The 18,317-nt window shown below is 60.8% G+C and carries 20 protein-coding genes; 2 read left to right on the forward strand and 18 right to left on the reverse strand.

Features of this window, described 5'->3' with window-relative positions; all coding sequences use genetic code 11:
• Window positions 1–86 precede the first annotated feature (86 nt).
• On the forward strand, window positions 87–320 hold the full coding sequence (locus ACGYKA_RS17490; protein WP_394439359.1) for a hypothetical protein: 234 nt from the start codon (window positions 87–89) through the stop codon (window positions 318–320).
• Window positions 321–353: 33 nt separating this feature from the next.
• On the opposite strand, the gene ACGYKA_RS17495 is transcribed toward ACGYKA_RS17490, so the two are convergent.
• The 7 genes from ACGYKA_RS17495 to ACGYKA_RS17525 all read right to left on the reverse strand — a co-directional run bounded on the left by ACGYKA_RS17495 (window position 354) and on the right by ACGYKA_RS17525 (window position 6,366).
• Window positions 354–1,352 carry a phage late control D family protein gene (locus ACGYKA_RS17495; protein ID WP_394439361.1) on the reverse strand — a complete coding sequence of 333 codons (999 nt, stop codon included), beginning with the start codon at window positions 1,350–1,352 and terminating at the stop codon, window positions 354–356.
• On the reverse strand, window positions 1,352–1,573 hold the full coding sequence (locus ACGYKA_RS17500; protein WP_394439363.1) for a tail protein X: 222 nt from the start codon (window positions 1,571–1,573) through the stop codon (window positions 1,352–1,354). Before ACGYKA_RS17500 ends, ACGYKA_RS17495 begins: the two co-directional genes overlap by 1 nt.
• The gene (locus tag ACGYKA_RS17505; protein WP_394439365.1) at window positions 1,542–1,952 is read right to left on the reverse strand and encodes a phage tail protein; all 411 of its coding nucleotides are present in this window, start codon (window positions 1,950–1,952) and stop codon (window positions 1,542–1,544) included. The genes ACGYKA_RS17500 and ACGYKA_RS17505 overlap by 32 nt, the downstream gene beginning before the upstream one ends.
• Window positions 1,949–4,237: a phage tail tape measure protein gene (locus ACGYKA_RS17510; protein WP_394439367.1), complete on the reverse strand. Its 2,289-nt coding sequence runs from the start codon at window positions 4,235–4,237 to the stop codon at window positions 1,949–1,951. Before ACGYKA_RS17510 ends, ACGYKA_RS17505 begins: the two co-directional genes overlap by 4 nt.
• Before the next feature lie 117 nt (window positions 4,238–4,354).
• Complete coding sequence (locus tag ACGYKA_RS17515; protein WP_394439369.1) at window positions 4,355–4,648, reverse strand: phage tail assembly protein; 294 nt, start codon at window positions 4,646–4,648, stop codon at window positions 4,355–4,357.
• A 9-nt stretch (window positions 4,649–4,657) separates the two neighbouring features.
• Window positions 4,658–5,164 carry a phage major tail tube protein gene (locus ACGYKA_RS17520; RefSeq protein ID WP_394439370.1) on the reverse strand — a complete coding sequence of 169 codons (507 nt, stop codon included), beginning with the start codon at window positions 5,162–5,164 and terminating at the stop codon, window positions 4,658–4,660.
• Complete coding sequence (locus ACGYKA_RS17525) at window positions 5,164–6,366, reverse strand: phage tail sheath subtilisin-like domain-containing protein (RefSeq protein WP_394439372.1); 1,203 nt, start codon at window positions 6,364–6,366, stop codon at window positions 5,164–5,166. The genes ACGYKA_RS17520 and ACGYKA_RS17525 overlap by 1 nt, the downstream gene beginning before the upstream one ends.
• A gap of 331 nt (window positions 6,367–6,697) precedes the next feature.
• Between ACGYKA_RS17525 and ACGYKA_RS17530 the strand changes: the two genes are divergently transcribed.
• Window positions 6,698–7,900, forward strand: a complete 1,203-nt coding sequence (locus ACGYKA_RS17530) for an O-antigen ligase family protein (protein WP_394439374.1) — start codon at window positions 6,698–6,700, stop codon at window positions 7,898–7,900.
• Here the strand turns inward: ACGYKA_RS17530 and ACGYKA_RS17535 are convergent.
• The 11 genes from ACGYKA_RS17535 to ACGYKA_RS17585 are packed head-to-tail and all read right to left on the reverse strand — an operon-like array spanning window position 7,897 to window position 18,266.
• A complete protein-coding gene (locus tag ACGYKA_RS17535) occupies window positions 7,897–11,079 on the reverse strand; it encodes a right-handed parallel beta-helix repeat-containing protein (RefSeq protein ID WP_394439376.1) in 3,183 nt (1,060 codons plus the stop codon). The genes ACGYKA_RS17530 and ACGYKA_RS17535 overlap by 4 nt on opposite strands.
• Window positions 11,045–11,218 carry a hypothetical protein gene (locus ACGYKA_RS17540; protein WP_394439378.1) on the reverse strand — a complete coding sequence of 58 codons (174 nt, stop codon included), beginning with the start codon at window positions 11,216–11,218 and terminating at the stop codon, window positions 11,045–11,047. Before ACGYKA_RS17540 ends, ACGYKA_RS17535 begins: the two co-directional genes overlap by 35 nt.
• Before the next feature lie 13 nt (window positions 11,219–11,231).
• Complete coding sequence (locus tag ACGYKA_RS17545; RefSeq protein ID WP_394439380.1) at window positions 11,232–13,511, reverse strand: hypothetical protein; 2,280 nt, start codon at window positions 13,509–13,511, stop codon at window positions 11,232–11,234.
• Window positions 13,512–13,526: 15 nt separating this feature from the next.
• Complete coding sequence (locus ACGYKA_RS17550; protein WP_394439382.1) at window positions 13,527–14,792, reverse strand: phage tail protein I; 1,266 nt, start codon at window positions 14,790–14,792, stop codon at window positions 13,527–13,529.
• The gene (locus tag ACGYKA_RS17555; protein WP_394439384.1) at window positions 14,782–15,687 is read right to left on the reverse strand and encodes a baseplate J/gp47 family protein; all 906 of its coding nucleotides are present in this window, start codon (window positions 15,685–15,687) and stop codon (window positions 14,782–14,784) included. Before ACGYKA_RS17555 ends, ACGYKA_RS17550 begins: the two co-directional genes overlap by 11 nt.
• Entirely contained in the window at window positions 15,684–16,022 is a 339-nt protein-coding gene (locus tag ACGYKA_RS17560; protein ID WP_394439386.1) for a GPW/gp25 family protein, read from the reverse strand. The genes ACGYKA_RS17555 and ACGYKA_RS17560 overlap by 4 nt, the downstream gene beginning before the upstream one ends.
• A 59-nt stretch (window positions 16,023–16,081) precedes the next feature.
• Window positions 16,082–16,579, reverse strand: coding sequence for a phage baseplate assembly protein V (locus ACGYKA_RS17565; RefSeq protein WP_394439388.1), 498 nt, complete (start codon window positions 16,577–16,579; stop codon window positions 16,082–16,084).
• A complete protein-coding gene (locus ACGYKA_RS17570) occupies window positions 16,576–17,127 on the reverse strand; it encodes a hypothetical protein (RefSeq protein WP_394439390.1) in 552 nt (183 codons plus the stop codon). The genes ACGYKA_RS17565 and ACGYKA_RS17570 overlap by 4 nt, the downstream gene beginning before the upstream one ends.
• Window positions 17,124–17,678: a phage tail protein gene (locus tag ACGYKA_RS17575; protein ID WP_394439392.1), complete on the reverse strand. Its 555-nt coding sequence runs from the start codon at window positions 17,676–17,678 to the stop codon at window positions 17,124–17,126. Before ACGYKA_RS17575 ends, ACGYKA_RS17570 begins: the two co-directional genes overlap by 4 nt.
• Window positions 17,665–17,997: a head-tail joining protein gene (locus tag ACGYKA_RS17580; RefSeq protein ID WP_394439394.1), complete on the reverse strand. Its 333-nt coding sequence runs from the start codon at window positions 17,995–17,997 to the stop codon at window positions 17,665–17,667. The genes ACGYKA_RS17575 and ACGYKA_RS17580 overlap by 14 nt, the downstream gene beginning before the upstream one ends.
• 5 nt (window positions 17,998–18,002) lie before the next feature.
• On the reverse strand, window positions 18,003–18,266 hold the full coding sequence (locus ACGYKA_RS17585; protein WP_394439396.1) for a hypothetical protein: 264 nt from the start codon (window positions 18,264–18,266) through the stop codon (window positions 18,003–18,005).
• Window positions 18,267–18,317 lie beyond the last annotated feature (51 nt).

Genomic DNA, 18,317 nt, shown 5'->3' on the forward strand with positions numbered 1-18,317 from the left:
CGATGTGGGATCACGCAAAGGCTTGCGTGGCGGACTTCTGGCCTGACGCCAAGATCAACTGAATCCAACAATCCCCCGGAGGCAACATGACCGACGAACCTACCATCATTAAGCGGCGCATTGAGGCTTGCGCGATGCAGGCGCAGATGAACGCGAGAAACCACGGCGGCGACAACGCGACCGCAGCGGCAGACCTGATGTGCGCTTTTGTCTTGCTGGCCGTGAAGTCAGGTGGAGACCCCGAACGAGCGCGCGCCGCGATGTGGGATCACGCAAAGGCTTGCGTGGCGGACTTCTGGCCTGACGCCAAGATCAACTGAATCCAACAATCCCCCCGCCCTAAAGAGGGGGTATCATTCCGGAGGCTCGCAAACGACCGAGCAGCGGTAGCCACCGCTGTCGAGCGAGTGATCGACGCGCGTGACTAGCCACGACCCATCGAGATACGACCGGAAGCCCGAGAGGTTCACACGGCCCTCGGCGACCAGATCGGGATTGCCCGGCATTTGCAGCTGCAGGCTTCGACCCGCCCGAGCCGCCCGACGATACTCGGCATCGGCAGCGCGCTGCGCCGCATCGCGGGAGGGATACCGCTCCTTCAGCCGCTTGATCGGCTTACCGGCCCCGGCGAAACACTCCACAGCTTCGCCCGCGTCCAAATCCTGCCAGACCGCGACCACCTGACCGGCAGGCTCGCGGAGCGACCGGCTGGAGCGCCACGACGACACGTCGCCCAGCGCGACCGGGATGGAAGGCATAGACTGACCAGAGACGGATAAGCTCTCGCCCCGCTTTGCGAGGATCAGCTGACCGTCGGCGGGTTTGGCGATTGCATCGAGATCACGCGCCACGCGCGACAGGAGGTGAATATCGCTCTCGTCCACTTGGTCGATGTGCGGCAGCTTGATATCGGCCAGAGAGCCGGAGACGGCCGCGACCATGCCATGCTCCCCGGCGACCTTTTGCACCAGCGCGCCGAGCGTGGTGTCGGCTGGCCACGACCGCGAGCGCTGCTCGGTGATTGCCGTCTTTCCGGAGGACGTCTCGCCATGCACCGACGCCACGGCCGTGATGGTCATTTGATCAGGAGGACCACCGATCTCGACCCGGTCGGCGATGAACAGCCCCATGTACTTCTGGCGCAGCCCATACCCGAGCCAGACCTTCACCTCGGCCCCGGTTGGTGGTTCTTCCAGCCGGGCGAATAGAGAGCTATCTGAGAGCGTGATCGACACCCGGTCGGATTGGACCCCGGCCGCGTCGGACAGCTGTAGGGAGACGAGCCGGTCGGTCAGAATGCCGGTGATATCCTCCCCGTCCACTTCGACCCGAAACGAAGGCTTAAAATCCATCAGCCCCACAGCCGGACCGCCTCCTGCGCGCGCGGCTCTTCGGCAGGCGGCAGCACCACCTTTGTGCCGAGCGGCAGTATCGGCCCGAGAGCCGCAACGCCACGGTTGGCTGCGAGCACCTGCTCGACCAGACCACCAGACTGCCGCCCGTAGTGCTTCCAGACGATACGATCCAGCGTGTCGCCTTCTTCAGATAGGTAATAGGGAACGGAGCCCGCCATCGTACCGCCTCAATCTAAGATCAAACTCCTGCCGGAGCGGCGCACCACCCCGCTCGAATATCCGCTGCCCCTCGCGGACGCCCTCGATCACCCACGCGCCCATGACGCGCCCCCCGCTTGATAGGAGCGGCAGCGGCACTCCGAGAGACGCCTGCGCGCGCATTCGGGTCACTTGGTCTAGCCCGCCCTTGTAGTGCGGATAGATCACCCCCCGGAGCTCCAGCGTTTCAGAAGGCAGCCCGGTGAACTGCAGCGCGTCGTTTGCGCCGATCCGCTCCTGCGAGGACCAGCGGTACTCAGCGCCCCGCGTGAGCTCTTGATAAGCCGCCGTAGAGATCGAGAACTGGAAGGCGCCCAGCTGCATCATCGGATCACTCATGCCGCGCCCCCATACTGGCCATAGCCCCGCGCGCCATCATAGAGCGCGCCGGATGACGCATCGCGCATCCGCCGCTCCAACTCGTCAATGATCAGCTGCGGAGACATGCCGCCCGCGTTGATCTGAATGTGGTTGGTGACGGACGCCGCAGCCGCGCCGCCCCCGGCGCCGGACATGGCGCTGGTCATATCGGCCCGCGCGCCCTTGGCGAGAGACGCGATCCGCTCGGCCGCGCGATTGGTTGCGATGAACCCGGAGCGGTTGGTGAATTCGAGCTCCGGCCCCCACTCGCCGACCTTGCGCCAGCCCGGACGGAACGAACCGCCCGTCGCGCGCTTTTGCGGCCGGTGCATCGGATGCCCCTTCGGGAATGGCCGGTCGGCAGAACCGAGCGCCGCAGGCTCCGGCCCGCCGCCGCCGATCCCGACCTTTTCGAGAGCCGCCCCGGCTTTGTCGCGCACCCACTTAAGCGCGTCGATCACCGGCTTAATCTTCTCAAGCACCCAATCGAACTTTGCCCCGATCCAATCGATAACGGCACCCAGCCCGGCCTTGACCGATTGCCACGCCTCGGTGATGCCCGAAACATTCACGAACTCGCCGACCGTCTCGCCGACCCACACCCGCGCGGCCGCGAACTTGTCCCCGATCCAATCGACAACGAAGCCCACCCCAGCTTTGACCGCATTCCACTGCCGCCTGATCCCCAAGGTGTCCGCGAAGGCATCCATAGCGCCGACCACGACCCTGCGGGCTGCTTCGAAATCTTGGCCGATCATACCGAGAACCGAGCCGACAACGCTCTTCGTGGCCTCCCACGCCTCGGAGATACTAGAAACTTTCGAGAACGCCTCGATGACAATACCGACGCGCTCCTTCGCCAGATCGAACCGATCAGTAACCTTGCCCCACAGCCTCTTAAAGAAGCCGGAGATGGGCTCCCAGTATTTGTAGACCAGAATGGCGCCGCCCGCGATTGCGGTGACCGCCAGACCAATGGGGTTTGCAGCGAGCGCCAGACCGATGGCCTTGATGCCGCCCGCGACCACCGGCAGCGAGGGAGCGAGCGCGATCATCGCCGCGCCGAGACGGCCAACGCTCCAGACAAAGCGACCGACACTCAGAATGGCCTTGGAGGCGAACACGGCCCCGAGCACTACCCCGAAGTTATCCCAGCCGCCGACCATATCGGCCACCTTGGCGGTCACCTCGCCGACTTTGGTCGCGACCGAGCCCATGCCCGATGCGACCTCGCCGATGATTGGAATGGCGCGCTCTAGGCTTTCGACCGCGGTCTTTGCGAACGCCTGCACATCGGCGCGGTTTTCCTGCGCCCACGCCGAGAACGTCTCCATCGATCGCGTGACGACCGGCATGAACTCGGCACCGATTACGTTCTTCAGCCCCTTGACGGTCAGCTGCGCGTCGAGCAGGCGATCCTGAAAGACCTCGGCATCCCGCGCGGTTTTTTCCGAGAGGACGTAGCCGGTGTTACGCGCCTGCTTTCGCAGATCCACAAGACCCTTCTCGCCGTCGCGCAGCATGTTGACCATGCCGACACCGGCCCGCGAAAACAGGTCCGAGGCGATGGCCGCGCGCTCGGCCGGGTTCTTCACGTCCTTCATGCGCTCGGCGATTTTGCCAAGCGCGTCCTCCGGCTTCATTTCCAGCAGATCACGGACATTCAGCCCGAGCGCCTTAATCGCATCGGCAGCCGGCCCGGTGCCTTCCTTGGCTTCGCCCAGCCGCTTAACGAACGCCGTCATGGAACTGTCGAAGGTGGCGATGGGAACGCCGGAGCGTTCGGCCGCATACCGGAGCTCTTGAAACGCCTCGACGCCAATGCCCAGCTTGTCGGCCGACTTCGCCACATCATCGCCGAGCGCGGCCGTCGAGGATGCCAGCCCGAAGATCGCCGTGCCGACAGCCGCGACCGCGATGCCGGCATTGCGCGCGACCCGCGTCATGTCACCTGTCATGCGTTTGAAATCTTTGCCGACCCGCTGCGATGCCTGCGCGGCCCGCGTCCAGCGCTCCTGCTTGCGGCGCAGAGTGTCGAGCGTTCGACTTAGGTCTTCATACTCGCGATCAAGCGCCTCGACGGAGCGGCCCTGCTTCTCAAGCACCTTGCGCTGTTTCGAGAGCTCCTTCTGGCGGTCGGTGACGCCCTTGATCTCTTTGCCGACGCCCTCAAGCCCCGAGCGCAGAACGCCGATGTTCTTCTTAACCGACCGCTCCAGCACCGAGCCGATCTGGACCGTGGCGTTAAGTTTTTGCTGCGCCATCTTCTAGCCCCTCGATCCACCACAGAAAGCGCGACGTGCGCATCCCGAGTATTTCAGACTGACCCCACCCGGTGTGCCGCGCCAGGGCCAGAGCGCCAGCGCGGATCACGTCCGGTGTCAGCCGTAGAAAAAACCCAGCGCCTCCTGCAGACGCGCGTAGTCCCGCATCTTGGCAGCGCGGAGCTCCTCCGGAGCGATCTCGGCCAAATTGGCGATCAAGGCGACTTCGGCGTCGGCATTCTCGCCGACCTTTTGTGACGCCAGCTGGTCGTCCAGAGTAGGCTCGCGCAGCTTCAGCTGCGTCACCTTCGCGCCGGAGATTTTCAGGCCACGGACCAGATCGACGGAGAGCGAGCCATCGGCGTCCTCGGTGATGTAGGCAGGCAGCCCGGCCGTTCGGTTATTGGACATGCGGCCCCCTTACATTCCGAGCGCGCCGCGGCGCGCTTCCAGCTGATCCACGCCATTGATAACGCGTTTCATGTTCGGCACATCGATCTCATGGATTTGACGACCGCCGAGCTCTTCGGCGAAATAGTCGAGGCGAACGGTAATGGTCAGCGGAGCGGGCTGGCCCGGTGTCCACGTCCCACGGTCGATGCCGGTGACTTTGCCGCGCAGGCGATGGATTGCAGCCTTCACCGACCCATCGACACTCTCGACCGAGCCGCGTGCTGTCAGGTTTACCGCTGCGCCCTGCGAGACACCCCACATGGTGAGCACATCGAAATCATAAGCCGTGAGAATGAAGGACGCCTCAAGCCCCTCCATGCCCATATCGAGCGCGACCGGAGCATCCATGCCACCGGCCCGGTGATCCTCGGTCTGCACCGTGAGAACGGGAGGGGTATATTCGGAGACGTTGCCGGCATAGCCGCGCCCGTCCACGAACAGGTTAAAGTTTTTCAGAATATCGCGCGCAGCCATTAGCTAAGAGCCTCCGTGATGTAGGTATCCACCAGATGCGAGCGGAACGTGATGTGCTCGGCCGGATACGGCGGGGTAAATTCGAGATTAAAGTAGACCTTCCCCTCGGTGATGGCGGCCGGAGTGTTCAAATCCGGATCAGGGAAGCAGCGACCGCCCAAGAGCGCGCCGAGCTCAACCAGCTGGGCGATGTAGCCGTTCACGCCGTCAGCCACGTCCTCCAAGTAGGTCTTGGTGATATTCCGGTCGACGGCCCACATATGAGCGCGCTGCAGACTTTCATGGAGGATATCGGCCGTCCGGCGCACCGAAATGAACTGCCACTTCGGATCACCCGTAGGCACACGGTTACCCCAAAGACGGAAGCCGTCCTGACGGATGATCGTGGTGACATTGTTCTCGTTCAGCAGGTTCGCGCGGGAAGCCGCATCGCCCAGCTTGAAATCCACTGGCCGCGCTGTGCCAACGATGCCGAAGATGCCCTTGTTCGAGGGGGAGTGCCAGAAGCCCGCATCGTTATCGGTGCGCGCAAGCACGCCCGCGACCCGCGCCGAAGCCGGCTCTACTACGATATCGCCGTCACCATTCATGACTTTGACCCAAGGATCGATCACATAAACGCGGCCCGAGGTTCCCCAATCGCCCGCGTAGGCTTGAGCGTCCGTGTCGTTGGTGTTCGGCCCATCGGCGACGATTACAGCGCGGAGCCGGGCGGCGATGCCTTCCAATTCGGCGACCACCGGATTGGCCGTCGGAGGATTGACGCCATCATCGATGCGCTGATGCGTCCAGCCCGGCGCGCAGAGAATGCGAGGTGTATGCCCCACAACCGACTCCGCGCCCGCCAGAGCATGGACGCCTTCATATTGGCCGGTGCCAGCATTCACACCGCCAACGATGTTCGCCAGAGTTTCGTCCTCGTCCAGACTTTCATCGACCCGGACCACGATAACGACCGCGCCGATCTGGTCGAAGATGCCGTCGAGAGCGCCCGGCAGAGTGCCGTTGCCATCGCCGACCGCGTCCAGCTTCGCGGCCTCGGTACGATTGCCCGCGATCAGAACCGGAGTGTTTAGGGGGAATGCTGCGGCATCCGCGTCGGGAGCAGTCCCGACAATGCCGATTACACCAGATCGAACCGTCCGGATCGGCCGCGCGCCGGTGTCCACCTCGATCACTTCAACGCCGTGAAGGAATGCCATTTATCTCGCCTCAACAATTGCCGACAGTTGCAGCAATCATCGTCACGCGGCCCGGCCCTTTCCTCTGGCGGGTTCCCCGCCCGCTACGTGCGCAGTCCGCAGGCTTTGGCCAGATCACCGGGCGAGTAGGTGTGCGGCTTTTCCAGACCAATGGCGTAGGCACAGAGAGCCATTCTGGAGAGGTCGGGGAATAGCGCAAAAGGGATACGCGGGGGGTCAATTCACAGAAAGGCCAGCAAAGCTTTGCGCATATGTCACCTGTGAGGGTTTAGATTTACATTCGAGCCATGGCCGAGTAGGCAATCTCCCAACCAATCTTTGAAAAGCCGCCATGAAGATAACCATTCGCAAAGCCCGAAATTCCGGCGTTACATGGCTCATCATTTTGATGATAGTAGGGTATCCGCTTGCGGCGATACTCGTCAGCTTCATGGGGGTAGATAGCCGCGCTGTAACGGTGCCGTATCGAACTTTTGTCTTCGGGCTGTCAATGGCGTTGATTGGCTCGGGTTTCGTCATCCCCTTGCGGGGAAAAGCTGTAAAAGCTCTTTTCCTATTCCTGTTTCTGTACGGATTTCGGCTGGTCTATGATGCTTATCTTGGCGGCAATGAGTATGCTCCCGATGCGTTGATATTTTTTCTTCTGGCAACCGCCACGCCGGCCATTGCAATTGCGTTGTGCATAGACGAGCAGTTTATCGAACGCGCCTTTGCTATCCGGCTTTTACTCGCGTCGGCGCTCTGCTTGAGTGGGTACTATGTCCTGCTGTGGACGGGCAGAATCACCCTAGAAGTAGGAATTCGCGCATCTCTCTCGGCCCTTAATCCAATTTCGCTTGGCCATGCCGCTGCAACCGCAGCTGTTGCGGCTGTCTATATTGCCGTGTCGCGACGGTCGATCCTTTATGTGGCCATTGCTTTCGCGGTTATAGGCTTTGCAATTCCCGCGCTCCTTTCCGCAGGTTCACGCGGGCCGATTGCCGCCTTTGCCATGTCCCTTGTTTGGCTCAGTATCAGCGATAAAAGGCGGGCGCTGATCTTGGTCCCGGCGCTGACTTTCGCCGCGTTTTTCGTTCCAACCGATAACCTGGCTTTTTCCAGACTTTTCGGGTTACTCCACACACTGGATCTCTCATCCCTCGCGCGCCTTGAATTGCAGCGGGCTGCGCTGGCCGATTTTGTGGCACACCCTTTTCTAGGGAAACACTTCATGGACCCCGCTTTCGGTGCCGGGTCATGGCCCCATAACTTCTTCCTCGAAGCGGCAATGGCCATGGGCATTGTAGGTGCGGTGCTGTCATTAGTTATTGTGTTTCAGTGCTTCAGGGCCGCGATGATAGGGGTGAACAGAAGAAACCCGCTCCTTATCGCCTTGCTTGTTCAGGCACTTGTAGCCGCTCAGTTTTCCGGCTCAATCTTCGGTGGCGATAAACTTTTCGCCTTGTTCGCCGCTGTTCTGGTGCTTGGAGCAACCCACAGGAGAGAAGTGCGGGCCCACCGTGTATCAGCGATACGTCCCGCGTTGCTCAATTAGACAGGCGTAATGGCTTTCCAGTCCGATCCACCTGTGCTGACCGCCGTTTTCACCCAGAATAGGGCTTCTGTTTCCGCGTATCCGGTGTTTTCAATAGTGTCGCCGATTTGACGAGTTTTGCCGCCAGTGTTCACGCTATCGTCGCGGGTGTGAAGTTGCCCTCCTGTCGAAAGGTTTTCCATGCGCGGAGGTGTCCCATCTGTAGCAAGCACATCATTATCTCGATGAAATACCGTGCCGGTGCATGTGCTTTTCAGTTGGACCGCCGGGCGCGCCGCTACATCATCCTGCATTCGGACACGGTTGCCCCGGAACTGCAGGTCTGTACATCCGTCAATGGTCAGCGAGGTATAGGCGCTGTCGGCACCGTCGAACTCGTTTCCTGAGATTTCACCGCCTGCGCAGTTCTTGATCCGGACAGTTTCAAACGCTTGGGCCGCTGGTTTTGCGTTCCGACACTTGATGCCTGAGATCGAAAGTCCGTCCACCTTTTGGACTTCCAAAAAGTTTGTCATAACGGTTACGTTGTACTCATGGCAGACCAAGTTTTTCAGAACTAAGTCACGGCCCCGTTCCACCTCGTCTGTAATGATGATGCGTCCTGAGTAAGCATCCGGTTTTGTTTCGATTTCGATATCTTGTAGCGTGAGGAAACGCGGGGTTCTGATGTTCATGCTGTCCCGCTCTACCCTTGAAACGATCATACCTCCGCCGATGCGCACCCTACCGAAGTATCCAGCCATCTTGATCGACATACCATGATAGCCACTGTCGAAGACGCCCCCACCCGTGACGGTCACCGGCCCGGTTGCCCCGTTCAACCCAATGGTGCCGGGGGTCAAGGTTTCCGAATTACTGTTCAGGTTGCTCCGCCGGAACACGTTATTTGACGCAGTGATCCCGCCTGCCGCCTGAACGTAGAACGCGCTGCCATATGGGTACGAGCCGGGGACGTACTCCCGGTCCCCGTCGATCCCGTCGATCTCATTACCCGCAACAATAGCACTGCAAGACTCTGACATGCGAATTTGTCCGAGACTTGTAGAAGCAGAATAAATGCTGCCCACAAGGTCGAATGTGGTGGAGCTTTGCACGTCAACTTCCCAAATGCCACTTGCATCACCGCAGCCAAGCAGATGGACCTTATCCCCGTCTGTCAGGTTGTGGGTGTTGCTTGTCACACGGAACGCCCCTGACCCGTTATCTGCAAAGGCGGTTGGGACTAGGGTATTCATCGTGTAGAAAACAAACCCGTATTGAGACAGGTCTTTGAACTTGTTGTTGATGATCCGAAGACCGTGGATGCGGGACGCCCCGTCGTTGACCTGATCCTGCACCAAGACAGCACAGTACCACTTGCCCGAAGCTTCATTGCCTTCGATGGTGATATTGCGCGCGTACTGGTAAATTTGAACCGGGGCATTATCCTGCGTTCCCCACGGATTATCCGCGCTGTTCATGTCGCCCTTGGTGAACCTATTGAAGCGCACCCGGCCGCCAGAGACATAAAGCCCCTGACGGCTGATCGTGACTCCCGAACCAACACATTGCTCAAACTCGTTAAACTCGATGTCGAAGTCCAAGCAGTTCTGCACCACAATAGCGCCACGCTGGTCGGTATCAGTAGCCCCCGTGGATGTTATGGTGCCTAGAAGTTTTACCCCACGAATGGAAAAGTAGTCGAGGCTATTGGCGAGAAAGTGTGCCTTATCTGGTCCTGTCTGCTGAATGCCTGCACCCGGCACCCCTAGAATGTCGCACCCGTCGCTCAGAGATAGGCGATCGGTGATGCGGAACATCCCAGCAGGCACCTTGAGAGGCAATCCCGAGTTTATAGCTGCCAAAATTGCTGCATCGTTGTTTGCTGATCCTTTAGTCGCGCCGAAAGCCATAATGCTTGCGCGCCCATCCGCCCCAGTCGGCACCTCCAGCGTCATCCCCGCCGTTGTCGTCAGGCTTCCACCACTGGATACCACATTGTACTCACCCACGCCGGGAAGGCGCAGCCGCGTCCCATCTGCAAAGATTCGCACGTCCGCGTCTAACTCGTCAAAGTCAGCATAGGTGGTCCGCGTTGATACCAGCCGCCCCACGCCCATGCCTGCCGCATCGACAACAAGCGCCCCGTCTGTCGGGAGGGTGCTACCTGCGAGGTAGGTGTATGTTTCCGGCTCGCCGTTGTGGGCGCTCCACACTACGATCTGCTTACCGTTTGTCAGCGCGTCGTCTGCCGCCATTGCAGCGATAGTCGCGAACTTCGGCCCATCATAGAGCGCCGCCTGCGCTGCGCTATCAGATGCAGCGCCGGCCTTTTTACCAGCGTCGGCCGCGTGCTCTTGCGCCGATTTCGTGCCAGCCCCGCCGGGCTCGGTGCCTTCGGCCCATGCTTGGGATTGCTCGGACCAGACCTTCGCACTTTTTGCACCGGCCACGCCTTGCGGCTCACCGACGCCTTCGGCCCACGCGCGGGCATCGCCCCTGCTTTCATCAGCGTCCAATGCAGCGTCAACCGCCAAGTTGGCTGCGGTACGCGCGCTCATGGTGTCGGGTCCACCCGGCGCAGTTTCTTTCTCAGCCCAATCACGCGCCGTCTGGATGGCCGCTGCGCTATCCGAAATGATCGCGTCACGCAACGCCTGCGCATCCGCGAACAGCGAGTATTGCGCGGCGGTGGAACCTGCCAAAGCACCGATCACCCAATCCGAATGCGGGCCAATCGACCCGAAAGCGGAAAGCACCAGACACTCGTACTTCCCCGTTTCTTGATCGTAGGAAACGGTACGAGCGATGCCGTAATCTTCGGTCGATCCGAGCCGCGTCAGAGCGGTGAAGGGAGAGGGAGTGAACAACTCCCGCTCCGTTTCATCCCCGACGATGAAGGTATGGACATCACCGATAGCAATCGTGGCCTCCGTCGAGGAGTTAGCGATCAGGAACCCACGGCTGGTCAACGTAAACACCTGCTGAATTGCTGGCGTCAAAATGTTGTTGATCCGATCAAGAGTGAGCCCTTGCAGGTTATCAAGCAAGTCCTCGGCAGATGCCTGCTGCTCCTGCAACGGCTGCAATCTCACATCGATAGCTTGCAGCAGCCGGCGCAGGAACGCCAAGTCAAAGCGCTCCTGCCCGTCGATGTTGAGTGCGCTAGATAGCGGCTGCCTGAACGCGTTCGATGTCATTCTCGTGCTCCTTGATTACCATCCCCTTCATTTTCACGACCGCGCCGGGTCGCAAAAAGGTGCGGTTGACCCGAACCGGACGCAAAAGCGTCACGTAGTAGGTTTCCTCGTCGTTTACATCTTTGGTTTTGATCGACATTGCTCAGGCTCCTTTAGGCGAACGCCACATAGGCGAGACGCGCTACATGGTCAGCGAAACGGCTATCATCCGTCGCGCCTACTTCCTTGATTTTGAAAGAAGTGATCGACGGAACTGTGAAGGACAGCTCGCGGATCATCGCGCCGGCATCATCAGGCGCCACGGTATCGATGCTCGCATCGGCCGTAACTTCCGTGTTGAACCCGGCGCCATGCAGCAAGGTCACGGTACTGGCGTTGTGCGCGTCGTCCCAATTTTCATAACGGACACGTACGGTCACGGTTGTGACGGCCGCTGGCATGGTCCGCTCGGCAGACACAATCGTCCGCGCCGAGCCCGGCCGCGATACTTCAACATTTGAACGCGCCGCCGTCACGCCGAGAGCCGGCATGATATCCTTGGTCCCGATGAACATGGCGCGAAAACGGGCGAACTCCGGACGAGTCGCGAGGATCGCATCATCTTGGGAAAGCGTTTTCCACTCGCCCGCGATCAGCACCTGAAACTCAAGCCGCGTCCCTTCGAACACTGTGGTGTCCGCGTTGATATCGATCATATCGATACCGCCACCAAGGCTCAGAGGCGACAACTCGACCTGCAGAATAGGCGCCGCGAATTCAGCAAAGAACGCCTCCATTGCAAGATCCACATTCGCATCGCCCTGCTCGATTTCGCCGTCCTGCACATAGAAGATGCCGCCAGTTGCCAGCTTGTTGCCTTCGACCGTGGCGAGGAAGTGTGCGCCCGCAGACATGACGACAAGGGCATAGCGCGCGCCCTTTTGCAGCGGCACCGCTCCAAAGTTGATATTCGTGGCGCGCTCGCCATTCGGGTCCGCGTCGATATCCGCGACCGCAAGAGTTTTGCGGGCGATTGTGCGTTTCAGGTCCAGCGCGCCGGCCTTGGTCTCCGAGATAAGAACATGGACCTCACCAGCTACCGCCTTCCGAGTGAAAAACAGGTTCAGGCTGGTCAGATAACCATCGCTACCTTGCAAGATCGTCTGTCCTACCACGGAGCCGGAGACATTCTCAGTGTTCACGACACGGTCGAAAAACGGCTCCTCGAATTGCTCCTCCGTGTAGCGGCGAACCCGGACCCAATGGCTCAAGCCTTGGTTGCCCGCTTCGACCGCGCCGTCATTCGCCACTTCGAAAGTTTCACCTTCGCGAATAAAGATGCCCTCGACCGGATCATAGCGCCCATCGCGCCAGAAGCGGCTATTTGTGCAGACCCGCTGGCTTTCGTGATAGCGGACAACCGTCCGGGTTCGGGTCAACTCCCGCACTTCAACGGTTTCAATAGTGGTATCAGCCAGCGAGTATTCCCCGTCACGCCCCGTCACCGACAGCAACTTTTGCTCGGCGAAATTTGGCACGGCCATATTGTCATGGACGGTCACCTTGGGCTCAAGAGGGTTGTTCAGCGCGATAGGTAAGTTTGCTTGCGCCGCGTAAGGGAAGCGCCCGCCTTCCAGAATTGTGGCGCTGAAATCCGGATGATCTGTATCGATCTCGTCCGTGGTCAGAAAGTGATCCGTACCCCAAGCGGTGTAATCGTCCGGCAGCCCGATTTCCTCTTTCACGTTCGCAACGTCGATGGCCAGATCGGTGACGAACCCCACATTCGCCTTCCCCCGCATGGCCACCCCAAGCCCGGCGATATTCGATTTCGCGGTGTCGAGCTCCGGACCGATAGCGGTCAAGCGGTTGTTAATGACCGTGATCGCTTCCTTGTTTTTGCGCACAGACGGCAGCTGGTTGCCGGTAAGAGCTCGAATGCTCTCGATCCCGGCCGGCGTTAGCACCACCTCAGCGACCGCAACAAAATCAGACGAGATTGCAGGCGCTACAGGCGTGGCATTTTCCTGCCCATAGACCGCATCCAGATAAGCGACCCGGCGACTTTCGGTCGCGATCTCCTGCCCCTCAATCTGACGCGTGGCAGCGTCGGTTAGGATCGACCGGGTCTCCAAATCTGTGTCTACCTGATTGCCGTAGGCCACCACGATGGCGATGCGCTTTGCCACCGCAGGCAGGTCCGACAGCATGTCGAGGGAAACGCCGCCTTCATCATCGCGATAAAAGACTTCGCCGTTTTTATACATGCGACCAGCGCCCACAGTAACCTCGGCAGGAGCGGATTGGACCGTAGCGAACCCGGCATATTTAACCGTGTGATCGATTGCGTCCCGATGGAGCGTATCAAAAGAGGCGCGAGGGAACGCGCCGAAGTTATTGAAGTCCTCGGTCGTGACCTTCTGGTTCGGCGTGATATTAACTTTGCGCTGCATGGGGCGATCCTTTTGTTACAGAGCGTTTGCGACATACCCACCGAGACGCTGGCCTTCTTTCAGGCTGAACCCATCCGCGAGCGTTCGCGGCCGGAGCGTTTGATGAGTGTAGAGAATTTGATCCCGCAAAGACTTGGAGGACCGGACAGATCGAGAGACACGATCCCGCGCGGCGTGGACCTCCTCGGTCGCGCTCATCTCACCAATGAAAGAGCGGCCCGCATAGGTGTCATCTTGCGCGCCTTTTTCATCCAGACGGATGATCATTTGCGCGGTATAGAGCGGGAAATCAGAACGGCAGTGATCCGCATAGCTGTTGCCGCCGTCGACCAACGGCGCGTTTACTTCCGGATTATGAAGGTAGAGCACATCGGCCAGAAGATCGTCAGCGATATCCGCGGTCACGAACATATCCGCTGCTAGAGCATCATCCGAGAAATGACCTTCATCAGCCGGGGCTGTTTCGCTCTCACGATAGTAGCGCGTGTCCCGCGGCTCATACCCGACCGGAACCGTATCGAGAAACGCCTCGGCTTCACGATGTTTGTACGCCCGGTCGATGGCGAAGGAATAGGTGCGCTGCGCTACTTCGTCCGCTTCAGCAAAGAGCTCCGAATAGAACCCCTCGCCCGCGAAGATCGCGAGCGGATCATCAGCTGGGCGGATCACTTGCTCGAATAGAACCCCGGTCCGGGTTTCGCTGGTGGCTTCGACCCGTCTGATTTGGATCGGCTGATCGGCCGCGCCCTTGCGTTCGCGCAGCACCGCTTGTCGCGCGCGCAGATGTGCGCCCTTGTTTATGTCGACGCAATCCTCGTCCGAATACGCATGGTCCGCGAAATGGCCCAGCGGCGCCGTCCAGGTATCCGTGCCGCGCGCCAGCTTGATGCGCAGCCGAGGCTGCCGGTCAAGGTAAGTCTGCCATTGCTCGGCCGACAGATCAGGCGCCGCATATACACCCTCCGGAGGCGTAACTGTTTGGACGATTTCACCCCCGGCAATCTCGACATAGCGCCGAACGCCCCCGAGCGTCCCCTTCTTGCGGTGATCAGCCGGAGCGGAGGCGATCACGGATCGCTTCTTCTCTTCCGACCAATCGGTGTCCCAGATATCGACGGACCGCTCGTAGGCTAGGAAATTGAGCATGTGCGCCGGGCATGTCCACGGGTCGCGGAAGCGCCGAACCACGTCCACATCGAACGCGCCCCACCGATCCGCCGAGACGGCATCGAAAGCAAGTTCCAGCGGCGTGGCGTTTTGGGGGAGCAGATCAGCCGTCATAGCTGACCACCTCGAAATTGATCGAGTTTAGAACCGCGACCTCGCCATAATCGCGGGCAATATCGGCCGCAGGCGAGGAAACGATCACCTTGTCCATCGCGCCGACGCTGGCCGCATCGATCACCGCGCTGCGCGGCAGATCGCGAGAGGGAGTGCGCCGTTGCGCAGCCATCGCTTTGATCGACTCGACGGTTTGGTCCCGAACCGCCAGAGCATCCGGCCCCGGCAGGACGTAGCCGGTCCCGACGACATCGTATGGCACATTCACGACCGAGCGAACGCTGAGAATGTCGGTCAGCGGCTTGATGTCCTCGCGTGACAGATGCGCGCGCACCGCGTCCAGAAGATCATCCGGCGCGGCACCATCACCCTCGCGCGATTGCACAGCGACATTTACATGGCCCGGCATTGGCGACCAGACATCGACATTAAGGACGCGCGTATCGGCCCCGAGCGCATGGAACACATAGCCCCCCGGAGCACCCGCGCTCGAAAACGCCTCCGGAGCCAGCAGAGTGCGACGGCGCAACTCCGCGTCGGTTTCCATGACGGCAGGCGCAGAATTAGTCGCCTCGGTGATCACCCGGCGCATAACCCCATAGAAGGCAGCCAAGTGGTCCAGATCGGCCCCGCCCGCGAAGGCAATCATGGTATCCCGCACGGCATCGTTTACCGCGGACAACGCTAGGAGCTCACGGTAGGCGTCGGACTGCTCGATTATTACCGCCGGCTCGCTTTCCAGCCCGAGCGCGTCGATCTCAAGCCCAGCTGCGTCGAAGCGAGACTGCAAACCCGCCAAACGCTCGGCCAGAATTGCCTCGTAATCCAAGCCACGAATGGCGAGCGGCGCAGGGAAGCGCGACAGGTCCAACGTGGACGACGAAAAACGGCTCATTGGATAACTACCCCTTGAAGCGTGAATGCCGCGCCCGTCTCAACCAACTTCAGATCGACATCCAACTCGATGCGACCCGGCTTCAAATCCACGGCGCGAACTTCCTCGACTTCGACCCGAGGCTCCCAACGCGAGATTGCCACAGCCGTCGCGGTGTAGATTTCCAGCACCGTCGAACTGTTCAAAGGGGCATCCACCAAGCGGTAAAGATCGCTGCCATACTCGCGGCGCATTACCCGACTGCCGATAGGCGTGGTCAGGATGCCGGAGATGGACTGCCGCAGATGATCGATGCCATCCAAAGGCGCCCCGTTTGATGCGTTCGTGCCAATCATGCTCGGATCATCGCCACGCGGCCGCGCCGTTTCCTCTGGCGGGTTCCCCCGAGCGCCCCTTAAACCGGGCTGCCGGTCTTCGCCGGACCAGAGAGGACGCCGGAGTGTTTGTGATCGTGGCCAATGTTCGTCCCGTTATGGGTCACCGCCCCGCCCTCGATTGCCACGCCCCCGCCAGAGACGGTCAGGGACACCCCGCCGACAGACAGCTGGATGCTGCCCGGAAGCATGACGAAACTGGCGTCACCGAGATGGACCTCCACCGCTTCACCGGCAGAGGACGGCGCAGGCATGTCCTGCTGGAACGCGGCCCCGAGGATAACGCCCTGCGCAGTGTCGCCGCTTTCGGCCAAAACCCAAACCTGCTCGCCGACAGCCGGAGGCGCCCAAACTTTCGCGGCCCCGGCGCGCAGTGCCATGAAGGGGAGCTCCGCGCTTTCCGTTTCGCCGCCGAAGGAGACACGCGCGCGCGCTTTGGCAGGGTCGACCGACACCACGCGCGCCACCCGAACCATAGACGCCGACCGCCGCTCTGCTTCTGCTGCTTGGAAACTCATAGATCAGGCTCCGGCGCGACTTGCCGGTAATCGCCGACGTGGTCCGGCCCGGTTTCAGGCTCGATGCCGAGATAGACTGTCTCCGGCACCGAGGCGCCCTCGGGGCATTCCCAAACCGACGCGCCGAGATGCACGATCTGCTCCCATTCGACCACCCAGACCTCATACTGGTCAAGCTTCGGGTCGAACGGGTCAGGACCGACAAGAGTGACCCGCGCCGGCTCGACCGGCTGGCCCCAGCGATTGAGATGTACCAGATGCGCCAGCTGCGCTGCGCCTTTGCGAACCTGCCGGTCCACATCGGCCGTCCGGAACCCGAGGATCAGCCGCGCACGCCACCGCGCACGAACTGCCAGCTGCTCGGTACCGGGATCGGCGTCCGGGGCAGCTTCCATGTCCTCAAGATCCACAAGGACCGCCGGCAGGGAGAGCGGCTCGCTTGTATCCGGATATGCCTGAACCGACGCGACCGAAGGCATGCCAGCCGAAATGGCCGCGATCACCGCGTCATGCAGAGCGTCCAGATCGATCTCTGTGTTAGCGTTCACCCGCCCACCTCATAGATTGTGCGCGCTCTGATTTCCGCGCGGAAATTCCGGAAGAACACCTCGTCAATTTCATCGAACACTTCGTCCTCGATGAAGCGCGTGGCTTCGTCCTCGATATCGAGCCGCGCCTCGGCGATAGGGTATCGCTTGCGGCCGACCCGGCGCATGATCGTCCGCTGCCCCTTGCGGTTCTTGGCGACGAAACCGCCCGACACGGAGCGGCCCGCCATCGAGGCGCCGCCCGGCGTGGCCTGCGGTCGGCCCTTGAACGCAGAGGCGCGCAGATCGTTAAGACCGAACCACATCCGGACGCTGCCCAGATCACCACCGCCGCCGCCCCGGTTGAACTTGAACCCGGCAAGCCGCTTGCGGAGCTCGGCCGCAGAGCGCAGCCCGAGCCGTTGGCGCAGACCCTTTCGCGCTTGGGTTTTCATGTTGGAAGCCGTCCGGCGCAAAGCGCGGGAGTAGGCGAGCGCAATCTGCTTTTCAGACGCCCCGAACTCGTCAGCAATCTTGCGCATTTCCGAGGCATCAAAATCAAAATGCAGCACCGCCCGCCTCCTGCTTCACCAGAGGCAGCACCGCCATGCCAGTGCCATCATTCTGCGGATCGCCGAGCGCAAGATAGACGACCCCGCCGATGGTCACCTCGTCGCGGCGCTGGACCCCGGCCAGATCGGCCGCGCGCGCCGTGAACCGCGGCTGCGCACCATCGAAGGAATACTCGCCCAGCTGCGCATCGAGGAACGGCTCGTCAAAGATGCCGGAGACGGAACGCGAGGCGCCCTCCGCAGACACGATGGTAGCCTCAACGGCGAAATCATCGGTCTGCAAGAAGGCGCCCAAGTCTTCCCAATCAGGAGACGGCATAGCCGTCAGTCCTTCTTGGCGTTGGCCCCGGCCGTGGCATCTTTGCCGCCGTTGGCCCCGGCGTCATTGCCGCCTTTGCCGGCGTCCGCACCCTTGGCGGGTTTGCGCCCTTTGGCATCATCGCCGCCATTCGCCATGACCGCCTTCTCGCGCTCCAGAATAGGCTTCGCGTCCGCTTCGGGCATCTCAACGATTTTACCCGGCGTCCGGATTTTCCCGCCATAGACGAACGCGCTGGTCACCTTGATTTTAACATTTTTCGACATCATGCCGCTCCGATGGTTGAAAGAAAAACGCCCGACCGCCTAAGCGGCCGAACA

Origin of the sequence: Sulfitobacter sp. 1A15106 (genome assembly GCF_043556995.1) — a bacterium.
In the GTDB taxonomy this organism is placed as follows: Bacteria; Pseudomonadota; Alphaproteobacteria; order Rhodobacterales; family Rhodobacteraceae; genus Sulfitobacter; species Sulfitobacter faviae.

Bases quoted from the DNA above. Each gene is read 5' to 3' on its own strand.
- ACGYKA_RS17490 (WP_394439359.1), top strand. From the start codon at position 87: ATGACCGACGAACCTACCATCATTAAGCGGCGCATTGAGGCTTGCGCG.
- ACGYKA_RS17495 (WP_394439361.1), bottom strand. From the start codon at position 1,352: ATGGATTTTAAGCCTTCGTTTCGGGTCGAAGTGGACGGGGAGGATATC.
- ACGYKA_RS17500 (WP_394439363.1), bottom strand. From the start codon at position 1,573: ATGGCGGGCTCCGTTCCCTATTACCTATCTGAAGAAGGCGACACGCTG.
- ACGYKA_RS17505 (WP_394439365.1), bottom strand. From the start codon at position 1,952: ATGAGTGATCCGATGATGCAGCTGGGCGCCTTCCAGTTCTCGATCTCT.
- ACGYKA_RS17510 (WP_394439367.1), bottom strand. From the start codon at position 4,237: ATGGCGCAGCAAAAACTTAACGCCACGGTCCAGATCGGCTCGGTGCTG.
- ACGYKA_RS17515 (WP_394439369.1), bottom strand. From the start codon at position 4,648: ATGTCCAATAACCGAACGGCCGGGCTGCCTGCCTACATCACCGAGGAC.
- ACGYKA_RS17520 (WP_394439370.1), bottom strand. From the start codon at position 5,164: ATGGCTGCGCGCGATATTCTGAAAAACTTTAACCTGTTCGTGGACGGG.
- ACGYKA_RS17525 (WP_394439372.1), bottom strand. From the start codon at position 6,366: ATGGCATTCCTTCACGGCGTTGAAGTGATCGAGGTGGACACCGGCGCG.
- ACGYKA_RS17530 (WP_394439374.1), top strand. From the start codon at position 6,698: ATGAAGATAACCATTCGCAAAGCCCGAAATTCCGGCGTTACATGGCTC.
- ACGYKA_RS17535 (WP_394439376.1), bottom strand. From the start codon at position 11,079: ATGACATCGAACGCGTTCAGGCAGCCGCTATCTAGCGCACTCAACATC.
- ACGYKA_RS17540 (WP_394439378.1), bottom strand. From the start codon at position 11,218: ATGTCGATCAAAACCAAAGATGTAAACGACGAGGAAACCTACTACGTG.
- ACGYKA_RS17545 (WP_394439380.1), bottom strand. From the start codon at position 13,511: ATGCAGCGCAAAGTTAATATCACGCCGAACCAGAAGGTCACGACCGAG.
- ACGYKA_RS17550 (WP_394439382.1), bottom strand. From the start codon at position 14,792: ATGACGGCTGATCTGCTCCCCCAAAACGCCACGCCGCTGGAACTTGCT.
- ACGYKA_RS17555 (WP_394439384.1), bottom strand. From the start codon at position 15,687: ATGAGCCGTTTTTCGTCGTCCACGTTGGACCTGTCGCGCTTCCCTGCG.
- ACGYKA_RS17560 (WP_394439386.1), bottom strand. From the start codon at position 16,022: ATGATTGGCACGAACGCATCAAACGGGGCGCCTTTGGATGGCATCGAT.
- ACGYKA_RS17565 (WP_394439388.1), bottom strand. From the start codon at position 16,579: ATGAGTTTCCAAGCAGCAGAAGCAGAGCGGCGGTCGGCGTCTATGGTT.
- ACGYKA_RS17580 (WP_394439394.1), bottom strand. From the start codon at position 17,997: ATGCCGTCTCCTGATTGGGAAGACTTGGGCGCCTTCTTGCAGACCGAT.
- ACGYKA_RS17585 (WP_394439396.1), bottom strand. From the start codon at position 18,266: ATGATGTCGAAAAATGTTAAAATCAAGGTGACCAGCGCGTTCGTCTAT.